This window comes from Uniformispora flossi (assembly GCF_049534875.1).
GTDB lineage: Bacteria > Actinomycetota > Actinomycetes > Streptomycetales > Streptomycetaceae > Yinghuangia > Yinghuangia aomiensis.
This window is the reverse complement of the sequence record NZ_JBMULZ010000034.1, coordinates 14643-40611: the sequence shown is the minus strand read 5'-3', so window position 1 is coordinate 40611 and position 25969 is coordinate 14643. Positions and strand designations below refer to the sequence as shown.

Genomic DNA, 25969 nt, shown 5'->3' with positions numbered 1-25969 from the left:
CAGCGGAGGTGCCGGAGGCAGGTCCGAGGACGGTGCCGAGGGCCGAAAGGAAAGGTCAGCAGTGCGCCGGTGTCGACGCCGCCGGAGCGGGCGGCGGGGCGAGGGCGGCCGCGGCCGCTTCCGGGGTGGCCAGGGTCTGGAACCCCTCGCCGAGGACCAGGTCGACCGACCCGTCGGTGCGGGCGTCCTCGACGGCCTGGGTGCCGGCCAGGTGGGCGGCGACGACGGTGCTCGGGCCCTTGCCGGGCACGCCGGCGCGGAGTTGGCCGGGTCCGGTGATCTGCTGCTTGAGCGGATCGTTGGTGACCTTGCCGATCACGAAGCCGCGCTTCTTCAGCTCGTCGGCGACGCCCTTGGCGAGGCCCGGCCGCTGGGTCGCGTTGTACACGTTGACCGTGATCGCGGACGGCGCGGGCAGGTTGGCAAGCGAGACCGGTTGGGCGGCCGGGGTCGCCGGTGCGCCGGAGGCGGAGGGCGACTTGCTCGGGCAGCCGGCGGCGGCGTTCGAGGACGAGTCGTCCTTCGTGAAGTGGTAGACGGCGAACGCGCCGGTACTCAGGACGGTGAGCGCGACGAGGCACGCCACGACCACCGGCCACTTGCGGCGCCGGCGGGTCATCCGCGGGTAGATCTTGCCGGTGATCTTGTACTGACCCCGCATGCCGCGGGGAGTGAGCATGCTCATCGACGCGCCCCCATCCTCCTCGCGCCCCCGGCTGACGACCGGTCAGGGCGATGTGTGTGTGCGCGCCGGAACCCGGCGTCGGTCCCGGTCGCCGTGCTGCCGACACTAACGCCGCACCCCGCGAACGCGCGCGCGGGAGCCGGGCCTACGACCGCCGTCGGCTGCGCCGTCCGGGCGAGCCCGGACGGGTGGCGGCGGTTCCCCCCTCGCCCGTCAGCCGAGGTCGAGCACGCGGGCGTGGAGCACTTGGCGTTGCTGGAGGGCAGCGCGAACCGCGCGATGGAGCCCGTCCTCCAGATAGAGGTCGCCTTGCCACTTGACCACGTGGGCGAACAGGTCGCCGTAGAACGTCGAGTCCTCGGCCAGGAGGGTGTCCAGGTCGAGCTGGCGCTTCGTCGTGATGAGCTGGTCCAGACGCACCGGCCGCGGGGCGATGTCGGCCCACTGGCGGGCACCCGACCTCCCGTGGTCCGGGTACGGCTTGCCGTCACCGATCCGCTTGAAGATCACAGGGTGCAGCCTACCGGGGCCCGGGTGCGTGCGGTCCCCGCCGTGGCCTACTCGTCGCCGACTCGTCGGCTTCTCGTCGATTCCGGCGGGCGCGTCGCGCGCCTTGGGTGGGTGAACAAATGGGATATTTCTCTTGTATTGGTACGAATGGCTGGCGCATGCCGCCGGCGAGCGACGAGGGAGCGCCGATGGCGGCTCAGAGCGGCGGCACCGGCAACGTCGAAAACGGCGGCGAGGGCGGCGGGAGTCCTGCCGCGGTCGCCGCGATTTCCGACGGATACGCGTTCACCGGCCCCGCACTCGACCTCGGCGCGCTCGTCGTGGACGGTGCGGGCCGCCGCGACGCGCAGATCCGCATCCCCCTCGGCATGCTCAACCGGCACGGCTTGGTCGCCGGGGCGACCGGCACCGGCAAGACCAAGACGCTCCAGCTGATCGCCGAGCAGCTTGCCGCGCAGGGCGTGCCGGTATTCCTCGCCGACATCAAGGGCGACGTGTCGGGGATCTCGCAGCCCGGCGTGCCCAACGACAAGCTGCAGGCGCGCACCGCGGAGATCGGGCAGGACTGGCAGCCGCACGGCTATCCCACCGAGTTCTATGCGCTGGGCGGCCTGGGCACCGGCATTCCGGTGCGCGCCACGATCACCGCGTTCGGGCCGACCCTGCTCGCCAAGATCCTCGGCCTCAACGAGACCCAGGAGTCCTCGCTCGGCCTGATCTTCCACTACGCCGACGAGCGCGGCCTCGAACTGTTCGACCTGAAGGACCTGCGCGCGGTCATCCAGCACCTCACGTCCGACGAGGGCAAGGAGGAGCTGAAGAACGTCGGGGGCCTGTCGTCGGCCACCGCGGGGGTGATCCTGCGCTCGCTGATCACGCTGGAGAACAACGGCGGCGACGTGTTCTTCGGCGAGCCCGAGTTCGAGACCGCGGAACTGCTGCGCACCGCGGCGGACGGCCGCGGCATGGTGTCGGTCCTCGAACTCAACGCCGTGCAGGACAAGCCGCAGCTGTTCTCCACGTTCCTGATGTGGCTGCTCGCCGACCTGTTCGCCGACCTTCCGGAGGTCGGCGACCTGGACAAGCCGAAGCTGGTGTTCTTTTTCGACGAAGCCCACCTGCTCTTCAACGGCGCGTCCAAGTCGTTCCTGACCGCGATCACCCAGACCGTGCGGCTGATCCGGTCGAAGGGCGTCGGGATCTTCTTCGTCACGCAGACGCCCAAGGACGTGCCCGGCGACGTGCTCGCCCAGCTCGGCAACCGGGTGCAGCACGCGCTGCGCGCGTTCACGCCGGAGGACGCGAAGGCGCTCAAGGCGACGGTGTCGACGTTCCCCAAGTCGTCGTACGACCTCGGGGAAGTCCTCACCCAGCTCGGCACCGGCGAGGCCGTGGTCACCGTGCTGTCCGAGAAGGGCGCACCGACCCCGGTCGCGTGGACCCGGCTGCGGGCGCCCGAGTCGCTGATGGGGCAGGTCGACGCGGCGCAGATGCAGGCCGCGGTGGCCGCGTCGCCGCTGCTGGCGAAGTACGGCACCGCCGTCGACCGGGAGTCGGCGTTCGAGAAGCTCACCGCCGCCCAGCAAGCCGCCGCCCAGCAGGCCGCGGACCAGGCGCAGGCGGACGAGCGCGCCAAGGCCGACGAAGCCGAACGGAAGGATGCCGCCTGGGGCGACGGGGACGGGCGCCGCCGCGGCGGCAAGCAGGATCAGACGATGGTCGAGCAGATCATGAAGAGTTCGGCGGTCAAAGGCGCGGTCAACACCGCCGTGCGGGAGATCACCCGCAGCCTTTTCGGCACGGCCAAGCGGCGCCGCTGACACCCGCCGCTGACATACTCGGCCGGGTCGCCACCGTGCCCGACCCGGGGGAGAGATGTCCGCAAAGCCGCCCGTTCATTTGGTGATTGCCGCGTTGGCCGAACGCGACGCGGAGACGGCGGGGCGGGTGGTGCGCCGGGTGGCCGGTGCCATGGCGCCCGGCGCGTTCGCCGAACTGCTGGCGGTGCCGGTGGCGCTGCCCGACGCGTTCGTGCGGGTCGTCGCCGGGCACGGCGCGGCGGAGGACGTCGTCGCGCTGGCCGGCAACCCGCACCTGACCCCACGGCAACTGGCCTGGCTCATCGAAGCGGGGGGCGACGACATACGCCGGAAGGCGTTCGATCCTGACCAGCCGCTGCCGTTCTTCGCACGCACGCTCGCCGAGATGCGTGCGGAGGCGGAGGCATCGCCGGACAACGCGGATGCCCCGGGAGCGGCGCACGCGGGTGTGCCGGGGAACGCCGCCGACGGTGCCTGGCTGCGTATCCGGGAGGCGGACTGCGGTGCGGACGAGGCCGTCCGGCTGCTCGCCGCGCACCCCGAGGTCGGGTACACGGCCCGCGTGCGTGCCGACCCCGCGCCCGGTTGGCGGTCGCGGCACGCGGACCTCCGGCCTCTCCTGCACGACCCTGACGTCCCGCGGGGGTCCAGCGCGGAGATCGCGCCGGCGGTCGAGTCCGCCCTCGCTCTGGGGGCCGTGGATCCCGCCGCGCTGTGGACCCGGATGTCCCCGGCGCTGGTCGCCGTGCAGGTGCTCGCCAAGCTCACCCGCGAGCACGCCGCGCAGTTCGCGCGGGAATCCGACGCCGACGCGATGCTGCGCCCGCTTCTCGCCCGCACGCTCGGCACCAAGCCCGAGGCCTGGGCCGCCCTCGGCGCGCGCTTGGCCCGCGCCGAGGTGCCGCTGTCCGTGCTGCTCGACGAGATCGCGGGTTCGCCCGACGGCCCCGACGGCCCCGACGGCGCCACCCGCGCCGTGCCGACGGTGATCACCGCGTCGGCGAAGGTCCGCCCCGCACTGCTCTTCCTGATCCGGCGCCTCGACATCGCGGATGTGGAGGCCGTGCTGCCGTATCTGGACGGCGATCTGGTCCGCGACCTGATCCAGGGCCACGTCCCCATCCCGGCCGAGGTGATCGAACTCGCGCACCGCAGCGGCCATCCGGTGCTCCTCGCGAAAGCCGCGGGGCACCAGCACCTGCGGGACGCCGAAGCGCGCCGCCTTCAGGCGTACGAAGACCCGGCGCTCGACCGGATCCTCGCGCTCAACAAGTCCGGGGTGAGCGCTGCCGTCCGGCGCGAAATCCTCGGCGGCGTCTCGCCGAGCGGCGGGCCGCGCAGGCCGATGGATCCGGAGCTGCGGCAGGCGGTCATCGACGACCCGGCCGCGGCCGAATGGTCGACCGCGGTCTACTCCGGCGACCCCGCGCTGGTCTGCGAGGCACTCCCGAAAGCCGCGCGGCTGCGCCGCATCGACCAGCTCGACGTGGTCCTCGCGCTGTGGGAACGCGGGGGCGCGCAAGCGGTCGAGGGTGTGCTGACATCCGTGCCGGACGGGCTGAGCGCGGTCATCGCCAAGAAAGCGGAAGCGGCGCTCGCCGCCGGGACTCCCGACACGCTGACCGCCGAACGCGCCAAGCTGCACGCCCGCACCAAGCCGCCGGTGCCCCGGCCCCGCGATCAGTGGGACTACCGACCGGACGAGCGGATCCGGGAGTTTCCGCTGGAAGCCCAGGACAGCCGCAATCAGTGGGTACGGTTCGTGGACCCGGAGCAGCTCCTGGCCGTCGCCAACCCTGCTGCCGCGGCGCTGGCCGCATTGCCGCGCCACTGCTCCGACGCCCGCGGCCCCGAGGTCCTCGCCGCCCTCGGCACCCACGCCGTCCGCCACTTGGGCACCGAGCCCGAGGCCTGGGCGGTGTTCGTGCAGCTCCTGCCGGAATTCGCCGGGACGGTCGCCGAACTCGCCGAAGTGTGTGCGGCGGTCGGGACGCCGGCGGCGGGCGCCGAAGGCTGACCGGCGGGGGCATGCCCGGCCGGATCCGCGCCCGGCCCCGCACGGCCGCGGGTATGGCGCGGCCGGGTGCCGACCTCCGTCGGCACCCGGCCACCGTGTCCGTCCCGGATCAGCCCCGCGGCATCCGCGCGAACGCGTCGATCCAGAACCGCTGCTTCTCCGCCGACTGCCCCACCAGGTAGCTGGATTTGAGCTTCGCCGGGAGGCAGGCCAGCAGGCGGGCGACCGTGTCGATGTGCTCGCGGAGCTGGGACAGCTCGGCGTTGGCGAGCACTTGGTGCACGACGTCGGTGTCGTTGGTGCCCTCGCCGGAGACCTCGTTGCCGGCCCGCAGGCGGGCTTCCCACGCCTCCAGGTCGGCGGCCAGGTCGCCGAGGCCGGTGCGCGGCTTGTCGGCGAGCCGGGCTTCGAGGGCGTTGAGCGGCACCGGGGCGTATTCGCCGTCGCCCAGGTAGACCTTCGCCATCTCCAGGTCCATGCCGCGCCGGTGGAGCTTGATGAGGCGTTCGAGGGTGCGCTTGGTGATCCACTCGCGGCCCTCGTCGTCGATGTCGCTCTTCCACCACTCCAGCACGGTCTCGGCGACCGGGCCGTAGGTGGCGATGAGCCACTCGTTGGCCGGGATGTCCTCCGGGCGGACCTGCAGCGACGCGGTGAAGCGGCTGGCCTGCGCGATGTTGTTGCGCGCGACGAGCATCTTGCGGCCGAGGTGGTACGGCGGGTTCTGCAGCGCGATCTGGGCGCGAAGCCCGGGAATCCGCCGCCCGGCGATCGACCACTCCTGGGTGATCTCCATGAGCTTGGCGAACGCCGACTTGTCCTTGGGCCGGTTGTACTCGTCCCACACGATGACCTTGTCGCCCGGCGCCGTGAAGCGCTGCGCGAGCAGGTTGTCGAGGGACCCGTCGATGGTGGGGACCGGCGCGCACAGGTCTTCCACATTGGTGACCGGCAGCGAGAAGTAGATCGGGTCGTGGCCGAGTTCCTCGCGGACGACCTCGCGCACCACCTCGGTCTTGCCGCACCCGGGCGGGCCTTGGATGAGGACCGCCCAGCGGCGGGCGACCGCTTCGCGCACGACGCGGCGGACCGCGTCGGGGGTGTGGGCGTGGTTCGGGACGCCGAGCGCGGCGGCTATCCGGTCAAGTGTCTCGTCGGTGCGGTCCGGGCCGGGCGAACCGTCCTTGAGCGGTTCGATCAGGCGCAGGCGGTCGCCGTTGAGCAGGGGGAGCCCCCACTCCAGGGGGAATCCGGCGAGCGCGCAGTCGAGGATGTGCTCGACGGTGCGCGGCGACAGGAGCTGGCGCAGCGTGGGGGACAGCGCCGTCCACACCTTGAAGACACCGGTCAGGTCGGTGCGGGCGAACCGTTCGGCGAGCTTGATGCGCCAGGCGGTGTCCGTCGCGGTGATCTTGACGGTGACCATGCGGTCGAGGATCGCCAGGTCGCTGCGGCGCGCGGAGGTCTCGGTGAGGGACTCGTTGTCGGTGAGGAAGACGCCGATGCAGCCGAGTTCGCGCAGGTCGTACTCGCCGAGCGTCCAGTTGCAGGCGATCTGCATGAGCTGCGACTGGATGGTCTCGCCGGCCTGCAGCGCGTCGTCGATGAGCAGCACGAACTTGGTGCCGGGCCGCAGCTGCCGCATGATCAGCTGGCGCAGCACGAGTTCGTCGGTGCGGGGGTCCCGGACCGGCGCGTTGATCAGCAGGTCGTCGGGGGTGAGGTTGGCGGCCGGCACGAACACCAGCTCGGTGTCCGGGTAGTGCTCGGGGATGTGGGTGAAGAACGTGGCGGTCTTGCCGATGCCGTGCTCGCCGAAGATCTGCCCGGTCTGTCCGAGCTCGATCATCGCGTCGACGAACTCCTCGAGCTTGGACATGCCCTTCCAGCCGCGCGGCGCCTCGGGGTAGGTCGCGGTGGCCTTCCAGCGCGGGCGCGCGGGGCGGCTCCCGGTCTGCGGGGTGTCAGCGGTGATGGTCATGGGTCCTTCCGCACACAAGGCAGTCGTCACACAGGAAAGTCGTCGCACGGGCAGTCGTCGGCCGCGGGGTTCCGCGGTGCGGCGGCGCGTACGCCGCGGGGTTTCCGGGCGGGACAGCGGTGGGTCAGTGGTCGCCGGTGACGACACGGTGGCAGGCCATCGGCGGGTTGTGCCGCTCGGGCCAGTCGTCGCCGCCTTCGGTGATCAGCCAGATCCACTTGTCGGGTTCGGCCGGGGTGATCGCCGGAGCGTAGCCGTCGGTGAGCATCAGGACGGCGTCGGCGGTGTCGTCGAAGCGTTCGCCGTCGACCGCGAGGCGGCCTTCGACGTAGTCGGCGACCTGCTGGAAGTCGGTGCCGCCGCCGCCGAACACGCGCTCGCCGGGCTTGAACGGCATGAGGGCGCCGTCGAAGCTCAGCCAGTGCGCGTCGACGCCGTCGGTGTGTCCGACCAGCTCGGTGAGCCAGTCGACGACGTGGGTGGGCATCGAGCCGGAGGTGTCGTAGGCGACGACGATGACCTTGGTGCGTTCCTGGCCGCGCCGGGCGAGCATCGGGTCGTGGCCGAGCGTGGCCAGCAGGGCGCCGCGCTTCTTCGGGTAGACCAGGCGTTCGCCGTCGCGCAGCTTGGATGCGAGGACGTCGACCAGCCACTGCTGCCACCAGTCGACCCGGCGGGTCTTCTGGGTCTCGCCGCGTAGGAAGCCCGCACCCAGGTCGCCCCACAGTTTGCTGACGCTGTCGGTGGCGCCGTCGGTGCGCTTGAGCAGTTCGAGGAGTTCCTCGCGGGCCAGCCGCATGCCGCGGCGGGCGGACAGCAGGACGCCGCGCAGGACTTCGGAGGAGACCCGGCGCACGGTCTCCGGGTCGAGTCCGTCGCCCTCTCCAGTGCCGTTGCCGAGCTGCAGGTGGATGCACAGCGGCGGCGGGACGGGCGGGTTCTTCATGCGCTTCAGCTCGGCGTAGACGAGGGCGTCGGTTTCGATGAACTCGTCGTACGGGAGCGGGGTCAGGTTCTGCTCGGTGAGGTCGGCGACGTAGGCCTCGTGCACCTTGCGCGGGTCGACGCCGGTGGGGTCCTCGGTGACCTCGCCGGTGTCCGGGTCGGTGCGCCGCAGGGTCGGGAGTTCGGTGCGGCCGAGGCGGCGCAGGGCGACGTGGTTGATCGTCACTTCGGCGGCCAGGGTGAACACCGGGTCGGCGCGCAGCTCCGGGTCGGCGAACAGGTGGCGCTGGATGAGGTGCCGGGCTTCGTGGAAGAGCACGAACTTGACGCCGTCCAGGCCGAGGGCGACGAAGAAGTCCGGGTTGTAGAGCAGCAGGCAGGTGCCGTCGCCGGAGGCCATGACGGCCGCGGTGTCGACGGCGGTGGTCGGAATCTGGTGGTGGCACTTGGTGTAGAGCCACGAGGCGATGACGCTGGCCTGCATGCCGAAGTCGAGCAGCGCCTGTTCTTTGAGTTCGCGGGCGCGGGCGATGGTCTCGTCGTCGGCCGGATCCCAGGACTCCAGGGCCCGGCGGTCGGTCAGTTGGACCACCAGCGGCTTGGCGGCGTTGGTGTCGCCGTATGCCATGTCGATCACCTCCCCTCGTGTAGTGCAGATGGTTCCAGTCGGGGCTGACACCCGTCCAAGCAATTGACGCGCGGGCGGTGGGCCGGGGTTCCGGCTTCGCCTTGCCCGGTCGGCCGGGCCGGGAGTCGGGGGTGCGGGTCGGGGTTCGGGTAGGGGTGCGGGGTGCGGTTGCGGGTCAGGCGCTCACCGCCTCGACGGTATCGGCGAGTTCACGGAGTGTGCCGTGGAAGTCCGGGAGGAGGTGGGCGGCGATCACCCAGGCTTCCACGTCGTCGGTGAATCGGGCGAACAAGGTGTGGAGGTGTGCGGCGGCTTCGGCGTGGACTTCGGGGAGCACGGCATGCACGTCGTCGAGAGCGTCGAAGGCGCGGGCCGCGGGGTGGGCAAGGTCGACGAATTCCGCGGCGGTGATGTCGCGGTCGGCCAGCGCGGTCAGGTACCAGGCGGGCGGCGGGGTCTGCCAGGCCCGGGGGGCTATGCGCAGGGGGTGCCGCAGTGCGGTCAGCGCGTATGGCCGACCGCGGCCGCCCATGATGTCGGCTGCCGCGGGAATCGCATGACAGGCGGCGAGCCGCAGGGAATCGGGGCACCCGAGGTTGTCGGCCAGCACGGCCAAGGTGCGTTCGGGAAAGGGGTCGCGGGCGTGCGCCGTCTCGATGGCCGGCCACGCACCGGCCGGTATGGGGACGTCGGCGGCCGGCGGTTGCGCTCGCAGTGCCGCGACGACGTCTTCGGGGGAGGTGTCGTCGTCTTCCGGAGGGGGCGTCCAGCGCGGGAATTCCGCGAGGACGAGGTCGACGACCGCGGGGTCAGGGTGCGTGAGCATGCGACGCATGCCGCGCGGCGCCTGGAGGAGCTGCGGGACGAGCATCTTGGCCAGTGCGGGGGCAGCGCGCAGGGCGGGGACGACCAGCGATGCGGGCAGCCCGGGCATCTGCGCGAAGGTACTGAGCATCGCGACCGGGGCGCCGCGCACGATTCGTTCGGCGACCCGCGGCGGCGCGTAGCGGAGCAGGCCGGCAGGGCTGGTGAACTCCCAGTGCACGGCGCGGCCGGGGGCGGCCGCGACCGCGGGGGTGGTCGCCGGGTCGCGGACGGCGGCGCACAGTTCGGGGAAGGTGCCGGGGAAGTAGGGGCCCACGGTGACGAGCCGCTGCCAGGCGTCCGCGTCGTCGCCCGGCAACAGGGCGGCGGACTCGTGGAAGAGGAGGCGGATGGGGTGCAACCACTTGCCGTAGGTGGTGGCGTAGCGCTCCAGGGTGCGGACGGCCGACCACGCGGGCGTGGCTTCGTGGAGCACTTGGTGCGGGGTGACCACGCCGCGCTGGAGGGCGGCGGCGAGGGTCGCCGTGCCGTGCCCGCGGCGGCTGGTGGAGTGCGCGGTGACCAGCGCCAGGGCGGCGTGCGCGGGGCAGTCGGGGCGGGCGACGAGGCCGGCGCCGATGACGTCGGGGAAGGGAGCGCGGCGGTGTTCGGCGGTGATGAGGTCCCAGTCGGTGACGACGACGCCGTCCAGCACGTAGCGGGGGTCTTTGCCGCGGCCGGAGCGCAGCCGGGCGATGACGTCGCCGGGGGCGTGGCCGGCCGGGGGTTCGGGCGGGGGCGGTTGCGGGAGGTCGAGGCGGGTCGCGGCGGCGGCCCGCGTCGGCGGGTCGGCGTACCGCAGGAGCGGGTGGCCGTCCGCAGCGGTCATGCGGCCGCCCGGGCGGTGGCGGCGAGTTCGGCGAGGGTGGCGGCGGGGCGGTCGGCGAGCATCCGGGCGAGGATCGTCCAGGCGTCGACGGCGTCCGCGGTGTCGCCCAGGGCGTCGCCGAGCAGGCGGGCGACGGCGCGGGCCAGCGGGGGATGGTGGGCGGACGCGTCGACGGCCTGGGCGGCGTCGGAGACCGCGGTGAACTCGTCCGCGGTGATCGCGCCGGACTTCAGGGCGGTGAACGAGTTGTCCCAGACGAGCGGCGGGGCGCCGAGGACCTCTTCGACGAGGGGCCGGTGCCGGGCGAGGGCGGCGGCGTGGATCGAGCGGCGGCCTTCCGAACGGCCCACGTCGTCCCGGTGCAGGCGGCCCAACTCCAGCGGTATGTCGGGGCGTTGGGCGAGGGAGTGGAAGACGTGACCGACGATGCGCTCGCTGCGGACGCGGGCGAGGACGTCGCTCCAGTCGAGTCCGGGATCGCCGTACACGTGGTCGTGCGTCGGGCCATGCGTGGTGTGCCCGAAGTCCGGGTCGGACAACAGCTTTTCCGTCACACGCCGGTGCTCGGCGAGAGCCTCGGCGATCGGTGCGGCCGTCCCCGTCTCGCGCGCGGCGGCCACCGCCTCGCCGGGCAGCCCCTCGAGGGCGGCGAGGCCGTGCGTTTCGGCGATGCGTGCCGCGGCGCGCAGCTGCCGGATCCCGGCGGCTCTGCCGGTCGCGGTCGCGGCGTGCCGGAGGAGTTCGAGGTCGGGTGAGGCGAGCAGCGGCCAGATGTCGAGGTCGCGGGCTTGGCGGAGTTCGGTGCGCAGGTCGTCGGTGATGCCGTCGATGGACAGGATGTACTGGCGGAGCGCGAACGGGCAGCGCGGGTTGCGGTAGGCGGTCGAGGCGATCTCCCGGTCGCCGGACAGCACCAGCGGGGTGAGCAGGTCCTGGCGGAGGTCCGGGTTGGCGGCGAGGACGCGGTGGGTGAGCGGGCCGCCGTGCGCGAGGGCGTGGTCGGCGACGTCCTGCGGGAGTTCGCGGGCGCCGGCGACCGGGGCGAGGTGCTCGTCGGAGAGGAATTCCAGTGCTGCGGCGGTGTGTTCGGGACCGGCGATGCCGATGAGCGTGGCGTAGGCCCAGGCGGCTTGGCGGCCGGGGCGTTTGACCGCGGAATCGGCGGACGGCGGTTCCGCGGCCAGGAGTTCGGCGGCGCTGCCGGTGAAGTCGGGCAGTGCCGCGTACAGGTGGCGCCAGCCGCCGGGGTGGGCGACGTGCCGGAGCAGCAGCGGCCGGATCAGCCGGATCGCGTGTGCTTGGGCGGCGACCGCTTCCACGCCGCCGTGCACGAGGGCGGTGAGGGCGAGTCGGGCCGGGCGTGCGGTGGTGAGCAGGTGCTCGGGGGCGAGCGACCCGGCGGCGAGGCCGCGCAGGAGGACGGTTTTGGTCAGGGTGTCCTCGTCGACCGCCGTGCAGTGCGCGAGGACGTCGGGTCCGGGGTCGCCGACGAACTGCACGGCGCGCGGGTGGGTGTCGAGCAGGGCCGCGCGGAACGCGTCGGGGCAGCGGGGGTGTTCGACGAGCGCGACGGCGGCGCCCCAGGGCAGCGGCGCGGCCAAATGCCGCATGTGGAGGGTCTGCCAGCCGGGGTGGAGGACATTCCGCAGCAGCCCGCGGCCGTGTGCGGTGCGCTTGGCGAGGCTCAGCCGCTCGAAGAGCGTCTCGGGCCGGGCTTCCTGCGCGACGGCCTGGTCCAGTGTGCCGGGGCGGCTGCGGCCGTGGACGATCTCTTCGGCGGTGCCGGGCGGCAGGCCGTGCGGTATTCGCATGGGAGCGGTGTCGAGGACATGGCGCACTTGGGCGCGCCGGTTGTGGACGGCGCCGAGCCGCCACGCGGCGTGGGCGCGGGTCAGCTCGCCGCCGTAGGCGGCGCCCACCGCGCCGGACACCAGGGCCCAGAACAGCAGGTCCGGATCGGCCGCGGACAGCGCGGCGTGCAGGTCGTCGCGGGCGCCCTCGGCGAAGATCCGGTCGCGGAGTCCGGCGGCGAGCGGCAGCAGCTCGGGCGCGTCCGGAGGCCGGGGCGCGAACCGCTGCTGCGCGAGGACCGCCTGCCGGAGCACGGGCCAGTCGCTGCGGGCGAACAGCACGGCGTTGACCTCGGGGTCGTCGCGTTCCAGCAGCCGCAGCAGCAGGTCGGGGTCGCCCGGCCCGTTCCGCGACCATTTGCGCACGTGGTACGGGCCGACGACACCGTTCGTGTCGCCGCGCCGCACCGCGTGCTCGACCAGCGCCGGCGGCAGCGCGGTGTTCGACCCGACCGGACCCGGCCCCGGCACGCCGAGCCGGCCCAGCACGTCGGCGCCCAGGTCGCGGCCGGTGTGCCAGAACAGCGCGCGCGGCGCGGAATCCATGCGGTCCCTCTTCTGTCGCAGCCTCGTGCGGGGCGGATGTGCGGCCGCCCGCGCAGGTCCCACATTGTGTCCCGGAGGCGGTGCGCCGGGCAGCCCGGTTTTCGGCGCGTTGCCGCGGCGCCCCGGGCGATTGCGGCGATGCTGGGGACGGGCCCGGCCCCGGGTCCGCGCCGTTCCGAAAGGCCGGGTCCGATGACCACGCAGCAGCTCAGCCGGGAACGCCAGGACTTCCTGCAGACCCTGGCCAAACACCGCGGCTTCCTCCGCTACACCGTGGAGGGCCTGACCGACGCGCAGGCCGCGCAGCGCACCACGGTCAGCGAACTGACCCTCGGCGGGCTCGTCAAGCATGTGGCGGACGTGGAGGCGCGGTGGATGCGGTTCGCGGTCGGCGGCGCGGCCGCGATGCGCAGCGAACCGGTCGACTGGGAGAACCAGTTCCGCATGGGCGAGGGCGAGACGCTGGCCGGGCTGCTGGCCGCGTACGACCGCGTCGCGGCGGCGACCGACGAACTGGTCGCCACCCTTCCCGACCTGGACGAGGCGCACCCGCTGCCGGAAGCGCCGTGGTTCGAGCCCGGCGCGAGCTGGTCGGTGCGCCGGGTGCTGCTGCACGTCGTCGCGGAGACCGCACAGCATGCCGGGCATGCGGACATCCTCCGCGAGGCGATCGACGGGCAGAAGACGATGGGCTGACCCCGCCAGGCCGACGATGTGGGTCCGCACCGCCCGCCCGCGCGGGCCCCGGCCGGTGTGCCGGGGCCCCGCATGCGGTCAGGAGCCGTCCGGCGCCTGGATGCCCAGGGCGGCGAGCCGCTTGGGGTCGGCGATGATGTGCAGCTCGGCGACCTTGCCGTCGGTGAACGTGTACGCCATGAGCGCCGTGGGCTTGCCGTCCGTCTCGCTGAGCAGCCCCACCGCGCCGTTGACGACCACGACCCGGCCGGTGGTGACGAACTTGGCGTACATGACGGCGCGTCCGGCCACCGCCGCGGCGCCGCGCACGTATTCCAGGACGCCCACGCCGGTGTCCACGCGCAGGACGATGCCCGGGTCGAGGATCTCCAGCAGCGCTTCGAAGTCGCCGCCGCGCGCGGCGGCCAGGAACGCGTCGACGACCTTGCGCTGCCGCGGCAGGTTCGGCTCGCCGCGCGGCACTTCGCCCTGCACCTTGCGGCGGGCCCGGCTGGCCAGCTGCCGTGTGGCGGCGGGCGTCTTGTCCACGATCGGCGCGATGTCGTCGAACGGCACCGCGAACATGTCGTGCAGCACGAACGCGACGCGTTCGGCGGGCGGCAGCGTGTCGAGCACGACGAGCATCGCCATGCCGATCGAGTCGACCTGCTCGGCCTCGTGCGCCGGGTCGCTCGGTGCGTCGGTGACCACCGGGTCGGGCAGCCGGGTCTCCAGCGAGTCCTCGCGGCGCGAGGTGCGGGACCGCAGCATGTCCAGGCACACCCGGCCGACCACGGTGGTCAGCCAGCCGCCCAGGTTGTCCACTCCGGACACGTCCGTGCGGCTGAGCTTGAGCCAGCCTTCCTGGACGGCGTCCTCGGCGTCGCTGAGCGAACCGAGCATGCGGTAGGCGACCGCGCGGAGGTGGCTCCGGTTCTCCTCGAACCGGGTGGCCAGCTCGTCCTGGGTGACGGGCACGGGGTCAGCCGGCTTTGCGGTCGGCGAGGACGTACGACGCGGCGGCGACGCCGCCGGACACCGCGAACACCGACGGCCAGGCGCCGATCTTCTTGGCGAGCGGGTGCGACGCGCCGAACGCGGCGGTGTACAGGCCGGTCAGCGCGGCCGCGGTCGGGACGCCCGCGCTGCGCGCCCACTGCTTGGCGGCGACCGCGCCGGCGGCGGCGAGGACGGCGCCGCCGAGCGGGCGCTGCTTGCTGAAGCGGGCGACGGCGTAGCCGCCGACCAGGCCGGTCGCGGCGATGGCGGCGGTGGGAATGCGGGCCATGGGTGCTCCTCGGGCGTGCTCGGGTCCTGCGCGTCGGCCGGCCCGCCGCCCGCGGACGGGTCCCGCGGACACAGGTGACCGGCCGGTACGAACGTAGCCCGCCGCGGACCCGGGCGCGTCGGCGGCGTCCGGTTCACGCGGTGCGGGCCGTCCTGTGCGGCGGGTGCGGGGCTGCCCGTGCGGCGGGTCCGGGGCCGCGATGCGGTACCCATCGCAAAGCTTGACTGGTACAACGACCGGGTCGGGTCCGCGCCCGATGCCCATGCCGTACCCCGTGCCGTACTTGGAGGACGCCATGCCCAACCCCACGTTCCGGCTCGACGGCAAGGTGGCCGTGGTCACCGGCGGCAGCAAAGGCCTCGGCCGGGCGATGGCGCTCGGTTTCGCGGAGGCGGGCGCGGATGTGGTGGTGTCCAGCCGCAAGGCCGACGCGTGCGAGGCGGTGGCCGCCGAGATCCGGGCGCTGGGCCGGGCCGCGCTGGCGGTGCCGTGCCACGTCGGCGACTGGGACGCGTGCGCGGCGCTCGTGGACCGCACGGTCGCCGAGTTCGGCCGGATCGACGTGCTGGTCAACAACGCGGGCATCGCGCCGGTGGCGCCGTCGCTGAAGGCGGTCACGCCCGAGCTGTTCGACAAGACGATCGGCGTGAACCTCAAGGGCCCCCTGCGGCTCACCGCGCTAGCCGCCGAGCACATGCCGTCCGGCGGCACGGTGATCAACATCAGCTCGAAGGCGTCGACCCATCCGACCCCGCTGACCACGGTGTACGCGGCGGCGAAGGCCGGTCTCAACGCGCTGACCATCGCGACCGCGCAGGAGCTGGCGCCGCGCGGTATCCGGGTCAACGCGATCGTCTGCGGCATGTTCCGCACCGACAGTCTGGCGCGTTCGCTGCCCGACGAGGCGGCGGAGCGGGCGATGGCCGGCCGTGTCGCGCTGGGCCGGATCGCCGACCCGACGGAGATCGTCGGCACCGCGCTGTACTTGGCCACGGACGCGTCCGGGTACCTGACGGGACGGCTGATCAGCCTGGACGGCGGCGGGAGCGCCTGACCGCGTCCCGTCCCCGCGCGGGTCTTCCACCCGCGGCCTGCGACTCCTATCATGACCGGACTTTCGACCACGGAGTACGAATACTCATACCCGCGGGAGCGTGGTGCGCTGTGTGGAAGCCCGACGACCTCGTCCTGTGCGCCGGCACCGTCCTCGGCAGCGGCTTCCGCGAACGCGTCGAAGCAGCCGCCGCGGCGGGCTACTCCGGCATCACGCTGTGGGCCCAGGACTGGCGGCAGGCCCAGGACGCGGAAGGCCTGACGCCCGCCGACATGCGCGCCATGCTCGACGACCACGGCCTGCGGATCGGCGAACTGGACGGTGTCACCGACTGGCTGCCGGGCCCCGTCTCGGCGGGCGAGTACGCGGTTCCCGCCGACCTCTTCTGGGAGATCGCCGAAGGCGTCGGCGGACGCTCGCTCAACGTCGTGGAGATCGCCGGAGCGCACGTCGAACCGGAGGCCGCCGCCGAAGCGTTCGCCGCGCTGTGCGACCGGGCCGCGGACCACGGGTTGCTCGTGCACCTGGAATTCCTGCCGTGGTCCGGCATCCCCGACCTCGCCGCGGCGGTCCGTATCGCCGCGCTCGCGGACCGCCCCAACGGCGGCGTCCTCCTGGACACCTGGCACCTCTACCGGTCCGGCGGCAGCGCCGCCGACCTCACCACGGACGCCGCCCGGCACATCGTCGGCATCCAGATCAGCGACGCCCCGGCGCCCGCCCGGTCCGACGCGGACGCCGCGGCGATGATGGACGAGACGATGAACCGCCGCCTGCCGCCCGGCGAAGGCGCCGCCGATGTGGCCGGAGTGCTGCGCGCCCTGCGCGCCGCGGGCGTCGATGCTCCCGTCGGCGTCGAGGTGTTCTCCGCCGAACTCCGCGACGCCGGAACGGCCGAGGCCGCCCGCCGCTGTGCGGAGGCGACCCGGACCGTGCTGGCCGCGGCGCGCTGACCTGCCCCCGGGGCATACGGGGCTCCGGTGGCGGGGCGGCCAACTGTGCGGTGGCGGGGCGGGTGATCTTTGGGTCTTCGCACAGTCGGCCGCCGTGCGGCTCAGTGGAACAGCATCGGCGCGTCCGGGCGCGGTGCGGCCTGCGGACCGGCGGTGAGGCCGCCGTCGACGGGGAAGTCGGCGCCGGTGACGTAGGACGCGCCGGGGGAGACCAGGAACGCCGCCATGTGCGCGATCTCGTCGGCCTCTCCGGGGCGGCCGAGGGGCAGCCGGTCGAAGCGGGTGTCGCGCTCGGCGCCGCTGCGGTCCGGCGGCAGCATCGCGGTCTTGATGACGCCCGGCACGAGGGTGTTGACACGGATGCCGTCCGGGCCCAGCTCGATGGCCGCGGTGCGGGTGAGTCCGCGGATGCCCCACTTGGACGCCGAGTACGCGGACGCCCAGGCCTGGCCCTGCAGCCCGCTCACCGACGCGACGTTGACGATCGACCCGCCGCCGCTCGCGCGCATCGCCGGGGCCGCGGCGCGGATGCCGAGGAACGTGCCGGTGAGGTTGATGTCGAGGATGCGGCGGAAGCCGTCGGCGGTCTCGTCCGCGATCGGCACGATGCGCATGGCCGCCGCGTTGTTGACCAGGGCGTCCAGCGCGCCGAACGTGTCGACGGCGAACGCCACGGCGGCTTCCCAGGCCTTCTCGTCGGACACGTCCAGCGCGACGAACTTCGCCTTCCCGCCGATCTCCGCGGCGACCTGCGCGCCGAGTTCCGCCTGCACGTCGGTGAGCACGACGTTCGCGCCGCAGGCCGCGAACAGGCGTGCCTCGGCGGCGCCTTGGCCCTGGGCGGCGCCGGTGACGAGGACGGTCTTGCCGGTGAGGTCGTACATGGTGGCCTTTCGTGGGTACGGCGGGGCTACTGCGGGACGTGCCACTGGAGTTCGATGTGCTGGCCGAGGCACAGCAGGCCGGTGGCGACCACGTCGGTGTGCAGGAACGCCTGGACCATCGTGTCGGTGGCGGCGTCCGGGTCCTCGGGGCGGAAGATACGGCGCACCTCGATGCGGCCGGCCAGCTCGGGGTCGGTTTCCGAGGCTTCGGAGATGCGGGCGACGATCGCCTCGAGTTCGCCGAGCGTCGCGCAGCGCAGCCCGAAGTGCGCGGAGTACTGCGGCCGGGACCGGAAGTGGTCGAGGTAGGCGCGGGCGCTGTCACCGAGCGGGCCGGGGGTGTCGAGTGCGGCGGTGAGCGCGTCCTCGAAACGGCACTGCTCGGGGGTGGCCTCGGACGCGTACAGGATGTTGCTGCGCCAGTCGGTGACGGCGGGGTCGACCATGACCGAGAAGAAATGCCCGCCGCGGTCCACCGGGCGGCACCCGAGGAGTTCGAAGAGGCGCTGGGCGAGCGCGCGTTCGCCGGGACGGTGGAGGAGTTCGACGTGGGTGAGGCGGCGGGGGTCCATGCCGTGTTCCTGCCTGTGTCGGTGTGCGGTGGGGTGTGCGGTGGGGGTGCGCTTCGGGGTGGTGTCCTTCTGCGTGTCCTCTTGCGTGTCCCTCGGGGGCTTCGTGGCGGCCTTCGGGTATGCGGTGAGGGCACTCTGGCACAGCCGGGCCTTATTTTCTAGCTATCATAGCTATGATTGATGGTATGGGCGTGTCAGGGGATGCCGCCATGACACGCAGCGGGCCCGTCCTCCAGGATTGATCCCCATGAGCAGCACGCAGCGCACCCCCGCCACGTCGGCCCTTGGCCCGGTGAGCGTCGTCGAGAGCCTCGCCGGTGTGCTGCGGCGGCACATCCTCAGCGGCCAACTCGCCGACGGCGACCTCCTGCCCAAGCAGGACGAGCTGCTGGCCCGCTACGACGTGGGCCGCACCACCCTGCGGCAGGCCTTGCGGATCCTGGAGAACGAGGGGCTGGTGACGGTGCGCCGCGGCCGGGTCGGCGGCGCGGTCGTCCACGTCCCGGAGGCGGCCGACGCGGCCCGCACGATCGGCCTGGTCCTCCAGTCCCGCGCCGTCCCCCTCGACGACCTGGGCATGGCGAGGCGCCGTTTGGAACCGGTGTGCGCGGCCTTGTGCGCGGAGCGGGAGGACCGGGCGACCACGGTCGTCCCGCACTTGGAAGCGGCCCTGGACGGCGCGGAAGCCGAGTCCGGCGACCCGGCGGCCTTCCTCCGCGGCAACACCCGCTTCCACGAGGCCATCGTCGCCAACTGCGGCAACGAGACCATGCGCGTGCTGCTCGGCAGCATCGAATCCCTGTGGAGTGCCCAGGAACCGGACTGGACGGAGGACTCCGCCTTCGCCGCCGGCCACGAGGACCGCCTGGCAGCGGTCCGCGGCCACCGCGCCATCGTGCGCTGCATCGCCGAGGGCGACGACGCCGGCGCCTACTACCTGACGAGCCGACACCTGGAAGCCGCCCAGGCCTACGCGGTGAAGGTGGCGGGAGACCGCCCGGTACAGATCCTGGATCCGGTGCACGGGCATCCGAGGATCTGACGACCGCGCACACGAACCCCGAGGTCACACCAGCGCCGCCGGCACGGCCGCCAGTACCACCGCCAGTACCACCGCCAGTACCACCGTCAGAAACCCCACCACGAACAAGCCGCAGCCGTCTCCGCCGCCGCCCCGGCTGTTCCGTGCCGCTGCCCGGCTGCGCCTCCTCTGGCTGCGCGCCGCGACCGCGGAGCCCGAGTGGGCTCGGCAGTACCGCGAACCCGGCATCGCGTTGTTGCGGCACATGATCGCGCCCCCGCCTCGTACCCGCGTGCGCTGGCACTTCGCCACGGCTGTCCTCCCCCGAACCCCGTCCGTGTCTTCCGTCCGAGTCCTCACCAGTTCGTTGGGCCGCCAACCCTCGACCATTTCGGGTGACCGACGACACCCCGGCCCCTCGGCGTGCCGCGGCTACACTGGGTGGCTGCGAAGGGGAGTAGTCCTTCAACGTCGGTCGGTCGACACACTGGGTTTCCGCGGAGACCCCGGCCACCGAGCCGCGCACCGGGTGCGGGGCGGACGAGACCTTCGGCCAAGGCATGACCGGGCCCGTGCGACCGTGCGGGTCCGTACCGTCGTGCCGGGCCGATCGGTCGTTCCCGCCGCCCGCCAGGGTTGCCGTACGAAGCGCTCGGCCCGGTGCCCCGTCAGAAAGCAGTACCGGCCGTGAACCTCGACCCCCTGGCGATCCTCACCGCCTTCGGGCTCATCTTCCTCGCCGAGCTTCCGGACAAGACGATGTTCGCCTCGCTGGCCATGGGCACGCGCATGCGTCCGCTCTATGTCTGGTTCGGCACGTCGACGGCGTTCATCGTGCACGTCGCCCTCGCGGTCGGCGCCGGCAGCCTGCTCGGCCTGCTGCCCGACCTGGCCGTGAAGCTCGTGTCCGCGTCGCTCTTCGCGTTCGGCGCCTTCATGCTGCTGCGCGGCGGCGACGGCGACGAGGACGACGAGGCGGGGCGCACCGTCACGGGCTTCTGGCCGGTGTACGGGACCGCCTTCATGGCCGTCTTCATCAGCGAGTGGGGCGACCTGACGCAGATCACCACCGCGAACCTCGCCGCCACCAACGGCTGGCTCCCCACCGCCATCGGCTCGGCCGCGGCGCTCATGTCGGTCTCCGCGCTGGCGCTCTTGGTCGGCCGGTTCATCGCGAAGCGCGTCCCGCTGAAGACCGTCCAGCGCGTCGGCGGCGCCTGCATGGCAGGCCTGGCGGTCTGGACGCTGATCGAGGCCTTCGTCTGATCCGCCCCGGCCCCGCTGTCCCTCCGGACGGCGGGGCCCAGGCCGTGTTTAGCCGCCGACCGGCACCGGTCGCTCCGGGCCCCGGAACACCTGCTCCGTGTGCCACGACCGGTGTGCCGCCGCTATCGCCGGCGTCCCCGGCTGCGGGCCGGACAGCGGGCGTCCGGCCAGCGCGACGACCTGGTCGCGGGCGGCCGGGCTGTGGCCGACGAACCTCTGCGACACCATCACCCGGTGGTCGCCGCTCACGCCGAGGACACCCTTGTCGAACAGCTTGTGGTGCAGCGAGCACAGGCAGACCGCGTTGGACACCTCGTCCGGACCGTCGAAAGCCCACCACTGGACGTGCGCGGCTTCGAGACCGACGGGGATCGCGCCGATCCGCCCGTCGTAGCCGCAGAACGCGCAGCGGTACTCGTACGCCGTCAGCACCATGTCCCGAAGTGCCTGGCTCCGTCGGCGGTTTCGCGGGGCGGGCAGCGGTGCCGGAACGGCGTCGAGTTCCAACCCGGCCGCTTCGCACAGCTCCGGGTGCAGGGACGGCGGGAAGTGGCGGTCGAGCAGCATCCGCGCGATGCGGTCGAGCAAGGGCGGGTCGGTGCGCAGCGCCGCCCGCAGATCGGGCGACAGTCGTCCCGCGGCGCCGGACGCCCGCAGCTCCCGCACGCCGCTCCCCGGACTGCCCGGGCCTCGGTCGGTGCGGACTTCCCACACTCCGTCGCTCACCAGGTGGTGGAACGGGTACGCGGGAGTCGTCTTATTGCCCGGCCCGTACTCGGCGAGGAGCCGCTTGAGGTCTTCTTCGACGGCGCTGTAGACGAGTTCCTGCCCGGCGTCCCGCTGGTACCGGCCGAGCGCGTACAGCAGCAGCAACGGCTTGTGCGGCGCCCGTACGCCGTTCCCGGTCCACTGCCGCAACGCCCCCGCCCGCGCAAGCCAATCCATGGGGAGGATCTTAGAAACGGCGACGGCGGTACCGCGACGTACGAGCCCGCAGTGCCGACCAGGGCCCGCTCAGCGCTCAGGACTGCCCGAACGCCCCGGCCGCGTCCACCGTTTCCACCGTCGTCACGAACGGCGCCAGACGCGGATCCGCCGACGCCTGGTCGAGTGCCTCGCGCAGTGCCGCGTCGTGGGTGGGCCGGGCCTCGGCGAGCAGGGCGAGGCCGGCCGGGGTGACGTCGGTGTAGATGCCGCGGCGGTCGGTGACGCACAGGTAGCGGGACAGCAGGCCGCGGTCTTCGAGGCGGGTGACCAGCCGGGTCGTGGCGCTCTGGCTGAGGACGACCGCATCGGCGACCTGGTTCATGCGCAGGTGGCCGCCTTCGCCGCTGTGCTGGTGGCTGAGGACGTCCAGCAGCGAGTACTCGCGCGCGCTCAGGTCGTGGCCGCTCTGGAGGGCGCGTTCGAGGTGGCTCTCGATCCGGCCGTGCAGGAGCGAGAGGGCGTACCAGCCGTGGGCGAGGCCGATGGAGGCCGTGTCGGCGGCGGTCATTGGCGTCTCCTTCCGCGCCGTTCCGAACGCAAATATACCGCGTCTGCAATCGTTGCGTTTGCAAGTACATGCGAGTGCAATTATTGTCTGAGCCTGTAAAGCGCACACGCAATCGAGTTGCCTGGAGGGCCGCCGCATGCCTCTCGCGCTCCTCGCCCTGGCCATCGGGGCGTTCGGGATCGGCACCACCGAGTTCGTCGTCATGGGCCTACTGCCGCAGATCGCCGACGACTTCGGGGTGTCCATCCCGTCGGCCGGCTTCCTGGTCACCGGCTACGCGCTCGGCGTCGTCGTCGGCGCACCGCTGATGACGCTGCTCGGCACCAAGGTCGGCCGCAAGACGATGCTCATGCTCCTCATGGGCGTGTTCGCCGTCGGCAACCTGCTGTCCGCACTCGCGCCGACGTTCCCGCTGATGCTCGTGGGGCGCATCGTGACGTCGCTCGCGCACGGAGCCTTCTTCGGCATCGGCGCGGTCGTCGCCGCCGAGCTGGTCGCGCCGCACAAGAAGGCGGGCGCCATCGCCACCATGTTCACCGGCCTCACGGTCGCCAACATCGTGGGGGTGCCGCTGGGCACGTTCATCGGCCAGGCCGTCGGCTGGCGGCTCACCTTCGCGGGCGTCGCGGCACTGGGCGTCGTCGGACTGTTCGGCATCGCCAAGCTCGTCCCGCCGATGCCCCGCCCCGAAGGCGCGCATCTGCGGCGCGAAGTGGACGCGTTCCGCAACGTGCAGGTCGTCCTGGCCATGGGGATGACCGTGCTCGGCTTCGGCGGCGTCTTCGCGGCGGTCACCTACATCGCGCCGATGATGACCCACGTCGCGGGCTACTCCGACGGCGCGGTCACCTGGCTGCTGGTGCTGCTCGGCATCGGCATGTTCCTCGGCAACCTGATCGGCGGACGGTACGCCGACCGGGCCCTGATGCCGATGCTCTACACCACCCTCGGCGGCCTGGCCGTCGCACTCGCGCTGTTCACCTTCACCGCGCACAACAAGATCCTCGCCGCGGTCACGCTGCTGCTCGTCGGCGCGCTCGGCTTCGCCACGGTGCCGCCGCTGCAGAAGCGCGTCCTCGACCAGGCACACGGCGCGCCGACCCTGGCCTCGGCCGTCAACATCGGCGCGTTCAACCTCGGCAACGCCTTGGCCGCCTGGCTCGGCGGGATCGTCATCAGCGCCGGGTTCGGATACACCGCCCCGAACTGGGTAGGCGCACTTCTCGCGGCGGCGGCGCTCGTGCTGGCGCTGTGGTCGGCGGCCTTGGAACGCCGGACGTCGGCGCGTGCCGAGGCGGCCGTCCCCACCGCGACCGTCGCGCCCGCGGCGAGGATCCCCGTCCACCACTGACCGGCCGTCGCCACGTCACACACGGCCATCGATCAACGCCACCGCTTTCGCCATCGCACATCGGCAAGGAAAGAACCAAGAACCATGACGACCACCCCCGCCATCCCCACCGTCAAGCTGAACAACGGCGTCGAGATCCCCCAGCTCGGCTTCGGCGTCTTCCAGGTGCCGGACGACCAGACCACCGCGGCCGTCGCCGAGGCCCTCGCGGCCGGCTACCGCAGCATCGACACCGCCGCGATCTACGGCAACGAGACCGGGGTCGGCCGGGCCCTCGCCGACGCCGGGCTGCCCCGCGAGGAACTGTTCGTCACCACCAAGGTGTGGAACTCCGACCAGGGCTACGACGCGACCCTGCGCGCCTTCGACGCCAGCGTCGCCAAACTGGGCCTCGACTACGTCGACCTGTACCTCATCCACTGGCCGACGCCCGCCCGCGACCTGTACACGGACACCTGGCGCGCCCTCGAACGCCTCAACGCCGACGGCCGCATCCGCGCCGCGGGCGTCTCCAACTTCCAGCCCGCCCACCTGCAGCGGCTCCTCGACACGAGCGAACTCGCCCCGGCCGTCAACCAGGTCGAACTCCACCCCGGCCTCCAGCAGGCCGAGCTGCGCGCCTTCCACGCCCTCCACGGCATCGCCACCGAGGCCTGGAGCCCCCTGGCCCAGGGCGCGGTCCTGGACGACCCCGCCATCACCGCGATCGCCGCGCGCACCGGCAAGTCCGCGGCCCAGGTCGTCCTGCGCTGGCACCTCCAGCTCGGCAACATCGTCATCCCGAAGTCGGTGACCCCGGCGCGCATCCGCGAGAACCTCGACCTCTTCGACTTCCACCTGACGGACGAGGACATGGCCGCCATCGCGAGCACCGACCGAGGGCTGCGGATCGGCCCGAACCCGGACGAGTTCAACTGACGGACGGCGGGGGCGTTGGTCGCGCCGTGCCCTGGATCCTCGCTCAGGGCGGAAGGCGCTGCCGCGCCGCATCCGTGTCCGTGTCCGAACAGGACGGCTACCAAAGCCAATCCGCCCATTGCTCCGACAAGTTGGGCCGCGACGAAGCCCGGAACGGAGGCCGGTGCGATCCCGCCGAAGCTGTCCGAGAACGCCCGGCCGACGGTGAGCGCCGGATTCGCGAACGACGTCGATGACGTGAACCAGTAGGCCGCGCCGATGTACGCCAAGACCGCGACGGGCGCGAAGCGCAGCCGCCGGGTGCGGGCGAGCCCGAAGGTCTTGCTGCCTGCCCGCGTCGGACAGCGGGGTCCCCCGGTGCCCGCCGTCGCGCCGATCCGACTTCGGCTTGCGAACTCGGGCGGCTGCTGCGGCTGATCCCGGCGCGCCCTACGCCGCGGCCGGCGCGGTCTTGGGGGACCCGGACCGGGACTGCCCCGAGGTGGCGGAGACGAGGGCGAACCAGATCAGGGCTGCGCCGAGCGGGAGGAAGTCCATGTTGGCGGTGATGCCTACGAACCCGAGGAGGACCAGCGCCGGGCTCACGGCCGCCCCGGGACCGCGCCGAGGGCCTACGACCGCGTACTGGACGAGCATCGCGACAAGGCCCGCCATGAAGAGCACCGGACCGATCTCGTAGAGCGCCTGGGGAAGGACCGCCGGGACATCGGCGTAGCGGTCCGACAAGGCGCTTTTCTCGGCCGCGTCGGCCGCCTTCAGGCCGACGACGATGTCGAGGACCGCCACCCGGACGAAGGCGGCGAGTCCGACGCCGGCCGTGACGGTGAGAACCCCGGCAGTGATCCGGCGCGCCCGGCCGCCGCCTTCCGCCGCGAGGATGCGGCGCCGCAGTCCCGCGATCACCGCTCCGTACAGCAGGAGCGACCCGAGAAAGAACAGATGGCCGATCGTCCAAGCGGGCCCGGGCCCGTGCTCGCCATCGCGGCCGTCGACGAGGCGGACGACGCCGTAGACGGCCATGAGGGCGGGGGCGAGGTGGAAGGCGATCCTCTTCATGAGCGGTTCTCCCGGAGGGTGCGGAACGGGTGTTTCCGTGTGCCTCAATCCTTCGGAGAACGGCAGCCGGGGGGATCGCCGCCGTCGGCGATCTTCCGGCATGGGCCGCGCGGGGGAGACCGCCTGCTCGGCTCCCTCGCGCGACCGATGCTCAGGAGGGCTCGATCAGCCGGGTCTCGTACGCGGCGATGACGGCCTGCACCCGGTCGCGGATGCCGAGCTTGGAGAGCACGTTGCTCACGTGCGTCTTGACCGTGTGCTCGCTGACCACGAGGGCGGCGGCGATTTCGGCGTTCGACAGGCCGCGGCCGAGCAGCCGCAGCGTCTCGCGTTCGCGGCCGGTCAGGACGGCCAGGCGCGCGGAAGCGGTCGTGCCGGCGCGCGGGCGGTTGCGGGTGATGTCGGAGATCAGGCGACGGGTGACGGCGGGGGCGAGCAGCGACTCGCCCGCCGCGACCACCCGGACCGCGTGCACGAGGTCGTCCCGCCGCACGTCCTTGAGCAAGAACCCGCTCGCCCCGGCGTAGAGGGCGTCGTAGACGTAGTCGTCCTGGTCGAACGTCGTCAGCATGATCGCCCGGGTCGCGGTCTCGGCGCACACGATCTTCGCGGCCTCGATGCCGTCCAGGCCCGGCATGCGGATGTCGAGCAGGACCACGTCGGGGGCGTGTTCGCGGACGGCGGCCACGGCGGACGTGCCCTCCTCCGCCTCACCCACCACCGCGATGTCCGGCTGCGCGTCCAGGATCATCGCGAAGCCG

General features: G+C 72.7%; 23 protein-coding genes and 1 pseudogene. 9 read left to right on the top strand and 15 right to left on the bottom strand.

Annotation, left to right across the window (positions count from 1 at the left end; translation table 11 throughout):
- Positions 1 to 55: 55 nt before the first annotated feature.
- A complete protein-coding gene (locus ACPA54_RS38050) occupies positions 56 to 685 on the bottom strand; it encodes a LytR C-terminal domain-containing protein (RefSeq protein WP_423536988.1) in 630 nt (209 codons plus the stop codon).
- Between the two features lie 213 nt (positions 686 to 898).
- Entirely contained in the window at positions 899 to 1195 is a 297-nt protein-coding gene (locus ACPA54_RS38045; protein ID WP_235057682.1) for a type II toxin-antitoxin system VapB family antitoxin, read from the bottom strand.
- A 188-nt stretch (positions 1196 to 1383) separates the two neighbouring features.
- Here ACPA54_RS38045 and ACPA54_RS38040 point away from each other — a divergent pair, with 188 nt between their 5' ends.
- Together ACPA54_RS38040 and ACPA54_RS38035 are read left to right on the top strand one after the other, a co-directional pair.
- The gene (locus tag ACPA54_RS38040) at positions 1384 to 3015 is read left to right on the top strand and encodes a helicase HerA-like domain-containing protein (RefSeq protein WP_423536986.1); all 1632 of its coding nucleotides are present in this window, start codon (positions 1384 to 1386) and stop codon (positions 3013 to 3015) included.
- Positions 3016 to 3070: 55 nt separating this feature from the next.
- Positions 3071 to 5032, top strand: a complete 1962-nt coding sequence (locus ACPA54_RS38035) for a hypothetical protein (RefSeq protein ID WP_423536984.1) — start codon at positions 3071 to 3073, stop codon at positions 5030 to 5032.
- 109 nt (positions 5033 to 5141) lie between these two features.
- Here the strand turns inward: ACPA54_RS38035 and ACPA54_RS38030 are convergent, their stop codons facing one another.
- From ACPA54_RS38030 to ACPA54_RS38015, 4 genes are all read right to left on the bottom strand, one after another.
- On the bottom strand, positions 5142 to 7013 hold the full coding sequence (locus ACPA54_RS38030) for an AAA family ATPase (protein ID WP_423536983.1): 1872 nt from the start codon (positions 7011 to 7013) through the stop codon (positions 5142 to 5144).
- A gap of 124 nt (positions 7014 to 7137) precedes the next feature.
- Positions 7138 to 8586, bottom strand: coding sequence for a DUF2201 family putative metallopeptidase (locus ACPA54_RS38025; protein ID WP_423536982.1), 1449 nt, complete (start codon positions 8584 to 8586; stop codon positions 7138 to 7140).
- A gap of 175 nt (positions 8587 to 8761) precedes the next feature.
- Positions 8762 to 10279, bottom strand: a complete 1518-nt coding sequence (locus ACPA54_RS38020) for a hypothetical protein (RefSeq protein ID WP_423536980.1) — start codon at positions 10277 to 10279, stop codon at positions 8762 to 8764.
- A complete protein-coding gene (locus ACPA54_RS38015; protein WP_423536978.1) occupies positions 10276 to 12675 on the bottom strand; it encodes a hypothetical protein in 2400 nt (799 codons plus the stop codon). The genes ACPA54_RS38020 and ACPA54_RS38015 overlap by 4 nt, the downstream gene beginning before the upstream one ends.
- A 192-nt stretch (positions 12676 to 12867) precedes the next feature.
- On the opposite strand from ACPA54_RS38015, the gene ACPA54_RS38010 reads away from it, so the two are divergent.
- A complete protein-coding gene (locus ACPA54_RS38010) occupies positions 12868 to 13371 on the top strand; it encodes a DinB family protein (RefSeq protein ID WP_423536977.1) in 504 nt (167 codons plus the stop codon).
- A 78-nt stretch (positions 13372 to 13449) separates the two neighbouring features.
- Here ACPA54_RS38010 and ACPA54_RS38005 read toward each other — a convergent pair whose 3' ends face one another.
- Together ACPA54_RS38005 and ACPA54_RS38000 are read right to left on the bottom strand one after the other, a co-directional pair.
- Positions 13450 to 14328 carry a sigma-70 family RNA polymerase sigma factor gene (locus tag ACPA54_RS38005; protein WP_423536975.1) on the bottom strand — a complete coding sequence of 293 codons (879 nt, stop codon included), beginning with the start codon at positions 14326 to 14328 and terminating at the stop codon, positions 13450 to 13452.
- A 4-nt stretch (positions 14329 to 14332) separates the two neighbouring features.
- Positions 14333 to 14638 carry a hypothetical protein gene (locus ACPA54_RS38000; protein WP_423536974.1) on the bottom strand — a complete coding sequence of 102 codons (306 nt, stop codon included), beginning with the start codon at positions 14636 to 14638 and terminating at the stop codon, positions 14333 to 14335.
- 295 nt (positions 14639 to 14933) lie between these two features.
- Between ACPA54_RS38000 and ACPA54_RS37995 the strand changes: the two genes are divergently transcribed.
- Both ACPA54_RS37995 and ACPA54_RS37990 read left to right on the top strand, forming a co-directional pair.
- Positions 14934 to 15692 (top strand): SDR family NAD(P)-dependent oxidoreductase, encoded by a 759-nt coding sequence (locus ACPA54_RS37995; RefSeq protein WP_423536973.1) that lies wholly within the window; start codon positions 14934 to 14936, stop codon positions 15690 to 15692.
- 110 nt (positions 15693 to 15802) lie between these two features.
- Complete coding sequence (locus ACPA54_RS37990) at positions 15803 to 16645, top strand: sugar phosphate isomerase/epimerase family protein (RefSeq protein ID WP_423536971.1); 843 nt, start codon at positions 15803 to 15805, stop codon at positions 16643 to 16645.
- A gap of 101 nt (positions 16646 to 16746) precedes the next feature.
- Here ACPA54_RS37990 and ACPA54_RS37985 read toward each other — a convergent pair whose 3' ends face one another.
- The gene (locus ACPA54_RS37985) at positions 16747 to 17529 is read right to left on the bottom strand and encodes an SDR family NAD(P)-dependent oxidoreductase (protein WP_423536969.1); all 783 of its coding nucleotides are present in this window, start codon (positions 17527 to 17529) and stop codon (positions 16747 to 16749) included.
- 26 nt (positions 17530 to 17555) lie between these two features.
- Positions 17556 to 18101, bottom strand: a complete 546-nt coding sequence (locus ACPA54_RS37980; RefSeq protein ID WP_423536967.1) for a hypothetical protein — start codon at positions 18099 to 18101, stop codon at positions 17556 to 17558.
- 247 nt (positions 18102 to 18348) lie between these two features.
- Here ACPA54_RS37980 and ACPA54_RS37975 point away from each other — a divergent pair, with 247 nt between their 5' ends.
- Together ACPA54_RS37975 and ACPA54_RS37970 are read left to right on the top strand one after the other, a co-directional pair.
- Positions 18349 to 19143, top strand: a complete 795-nt coding sequence (locus ACPA54_RS37975) for a FadR/GntR family transcriptional regulator (RefSeq protein ID WP_423536965.1) — start codon at positions 18349 to 18351, stop codon at positions 19141 to 19143.
- Between the two features lie 666 nt (positions 19144 to 19809).
- On the top strand, positions 19810 to 20388 hold the full coding sequence (locus ACPA54_RS37970) for a TMEM165/GDT1 family protein (RefSeq protein WP_423536964.1): 579 nt from the start codon (positions 19810 to 19812) through the stop codon (positions 20386 to 20388).
- A gap of 48 nt (positions 20389 to 20436) precedes the next feature.
- Here ACPA54_RS37970 and ACPA54_RS37965 read toward each other — a convergent pair whose 3' ends face one another.
- Positions 20437 to 21333: a phosphorothioated DNA-binding restriction endonuclease gene (locus ACPA54_RS37965; protein ID WP_423536963.1), complete on the bottom strand. Its 897-nt coding sequence runs from the start codon at positions 21331 to 21333 to the stop codon at positions 20437 to 20439.
- 76 nt (positions 21334 to 21409) lie between these two features.
- Complete coding sequence (locus ACPA54_RS37960; protein ID WP_423536962.1) at positions 21410 to 21883, bottom strand: MarR family winged helix-turn-helix transcriptional regulator; 474 nt, start codon at positions 21881 to 21883, stop codon at positions 21410 to 21412.
- A 136-nt stretch (positions 21884 to 22019) separates the two neighbouring features.
- Between ACPA54_RS37960 and ACPA54_RS37955 the strand changes: the two genes are divergently transcribed.
- Positions 22020 to 23234: an MFS transporter gene (locus ACPA54_RS37955; protein WP_423536960.1), complete on the top strand. Its 1215-nt coding sequence runs from the start codon at positions 22020 to 22022 to the stop codon at positions 23232 to 23234.
- Between the two features lie 84 nt (positions 23235 to 23318).
- Positions 23319 to 24152 (top strand): aldo/keto reductase, encoded by an 834-nt coding sequence (locus ACPA54_RS37950; protein WP_423536958.1) that lies wholly within the window; start codon positions 23319 to 23321, stop codon positions 24150 to 24152.
- Positions 24153 to 24229: 77 nt separating this feature from the next.
- Here the strand turns inward: ACPA54_RS37950 and ACPA54_RS37945 are convergent.
- From ACPA54_RS37945 to ACPA54_RS37935, 3 genes and pseudogenes are all read right to left on the bottom strand, one after another.
- Positions 24230 to 24469: pseudogene (locus tag ACPA54_RS37945) on the bottom strand (aquaporin family protein); the annotation flags it as partial.
- A gap of 112 nt (positions 24470 to 24581) precedes the next feature.
- Positions 24582 to 25208 (bottom strand): hypothetical protein, encoded by a 627-nt coding sequence (locus ACPA54_RS37940; protein WP_423536957.1) that lies wholly within the window; start codon positions 25206 to 25208, stop codon positions 24582 to 24584.
- A 151-nt stretch (positions 25209 to 25359) separates the two neighbouring features.
- Positions 25360 to 25959, bottom strand: a complete 600-nt coding sequence (locus ACPA54_RS37935) for a response regulator (protein ID WP_423537011.1) — start codon at positions 25957 to 25959, stop codon at positions 25360 to 25362.
- Positions 25960 to 25969 lie beyond the last annotated feature (10 nt).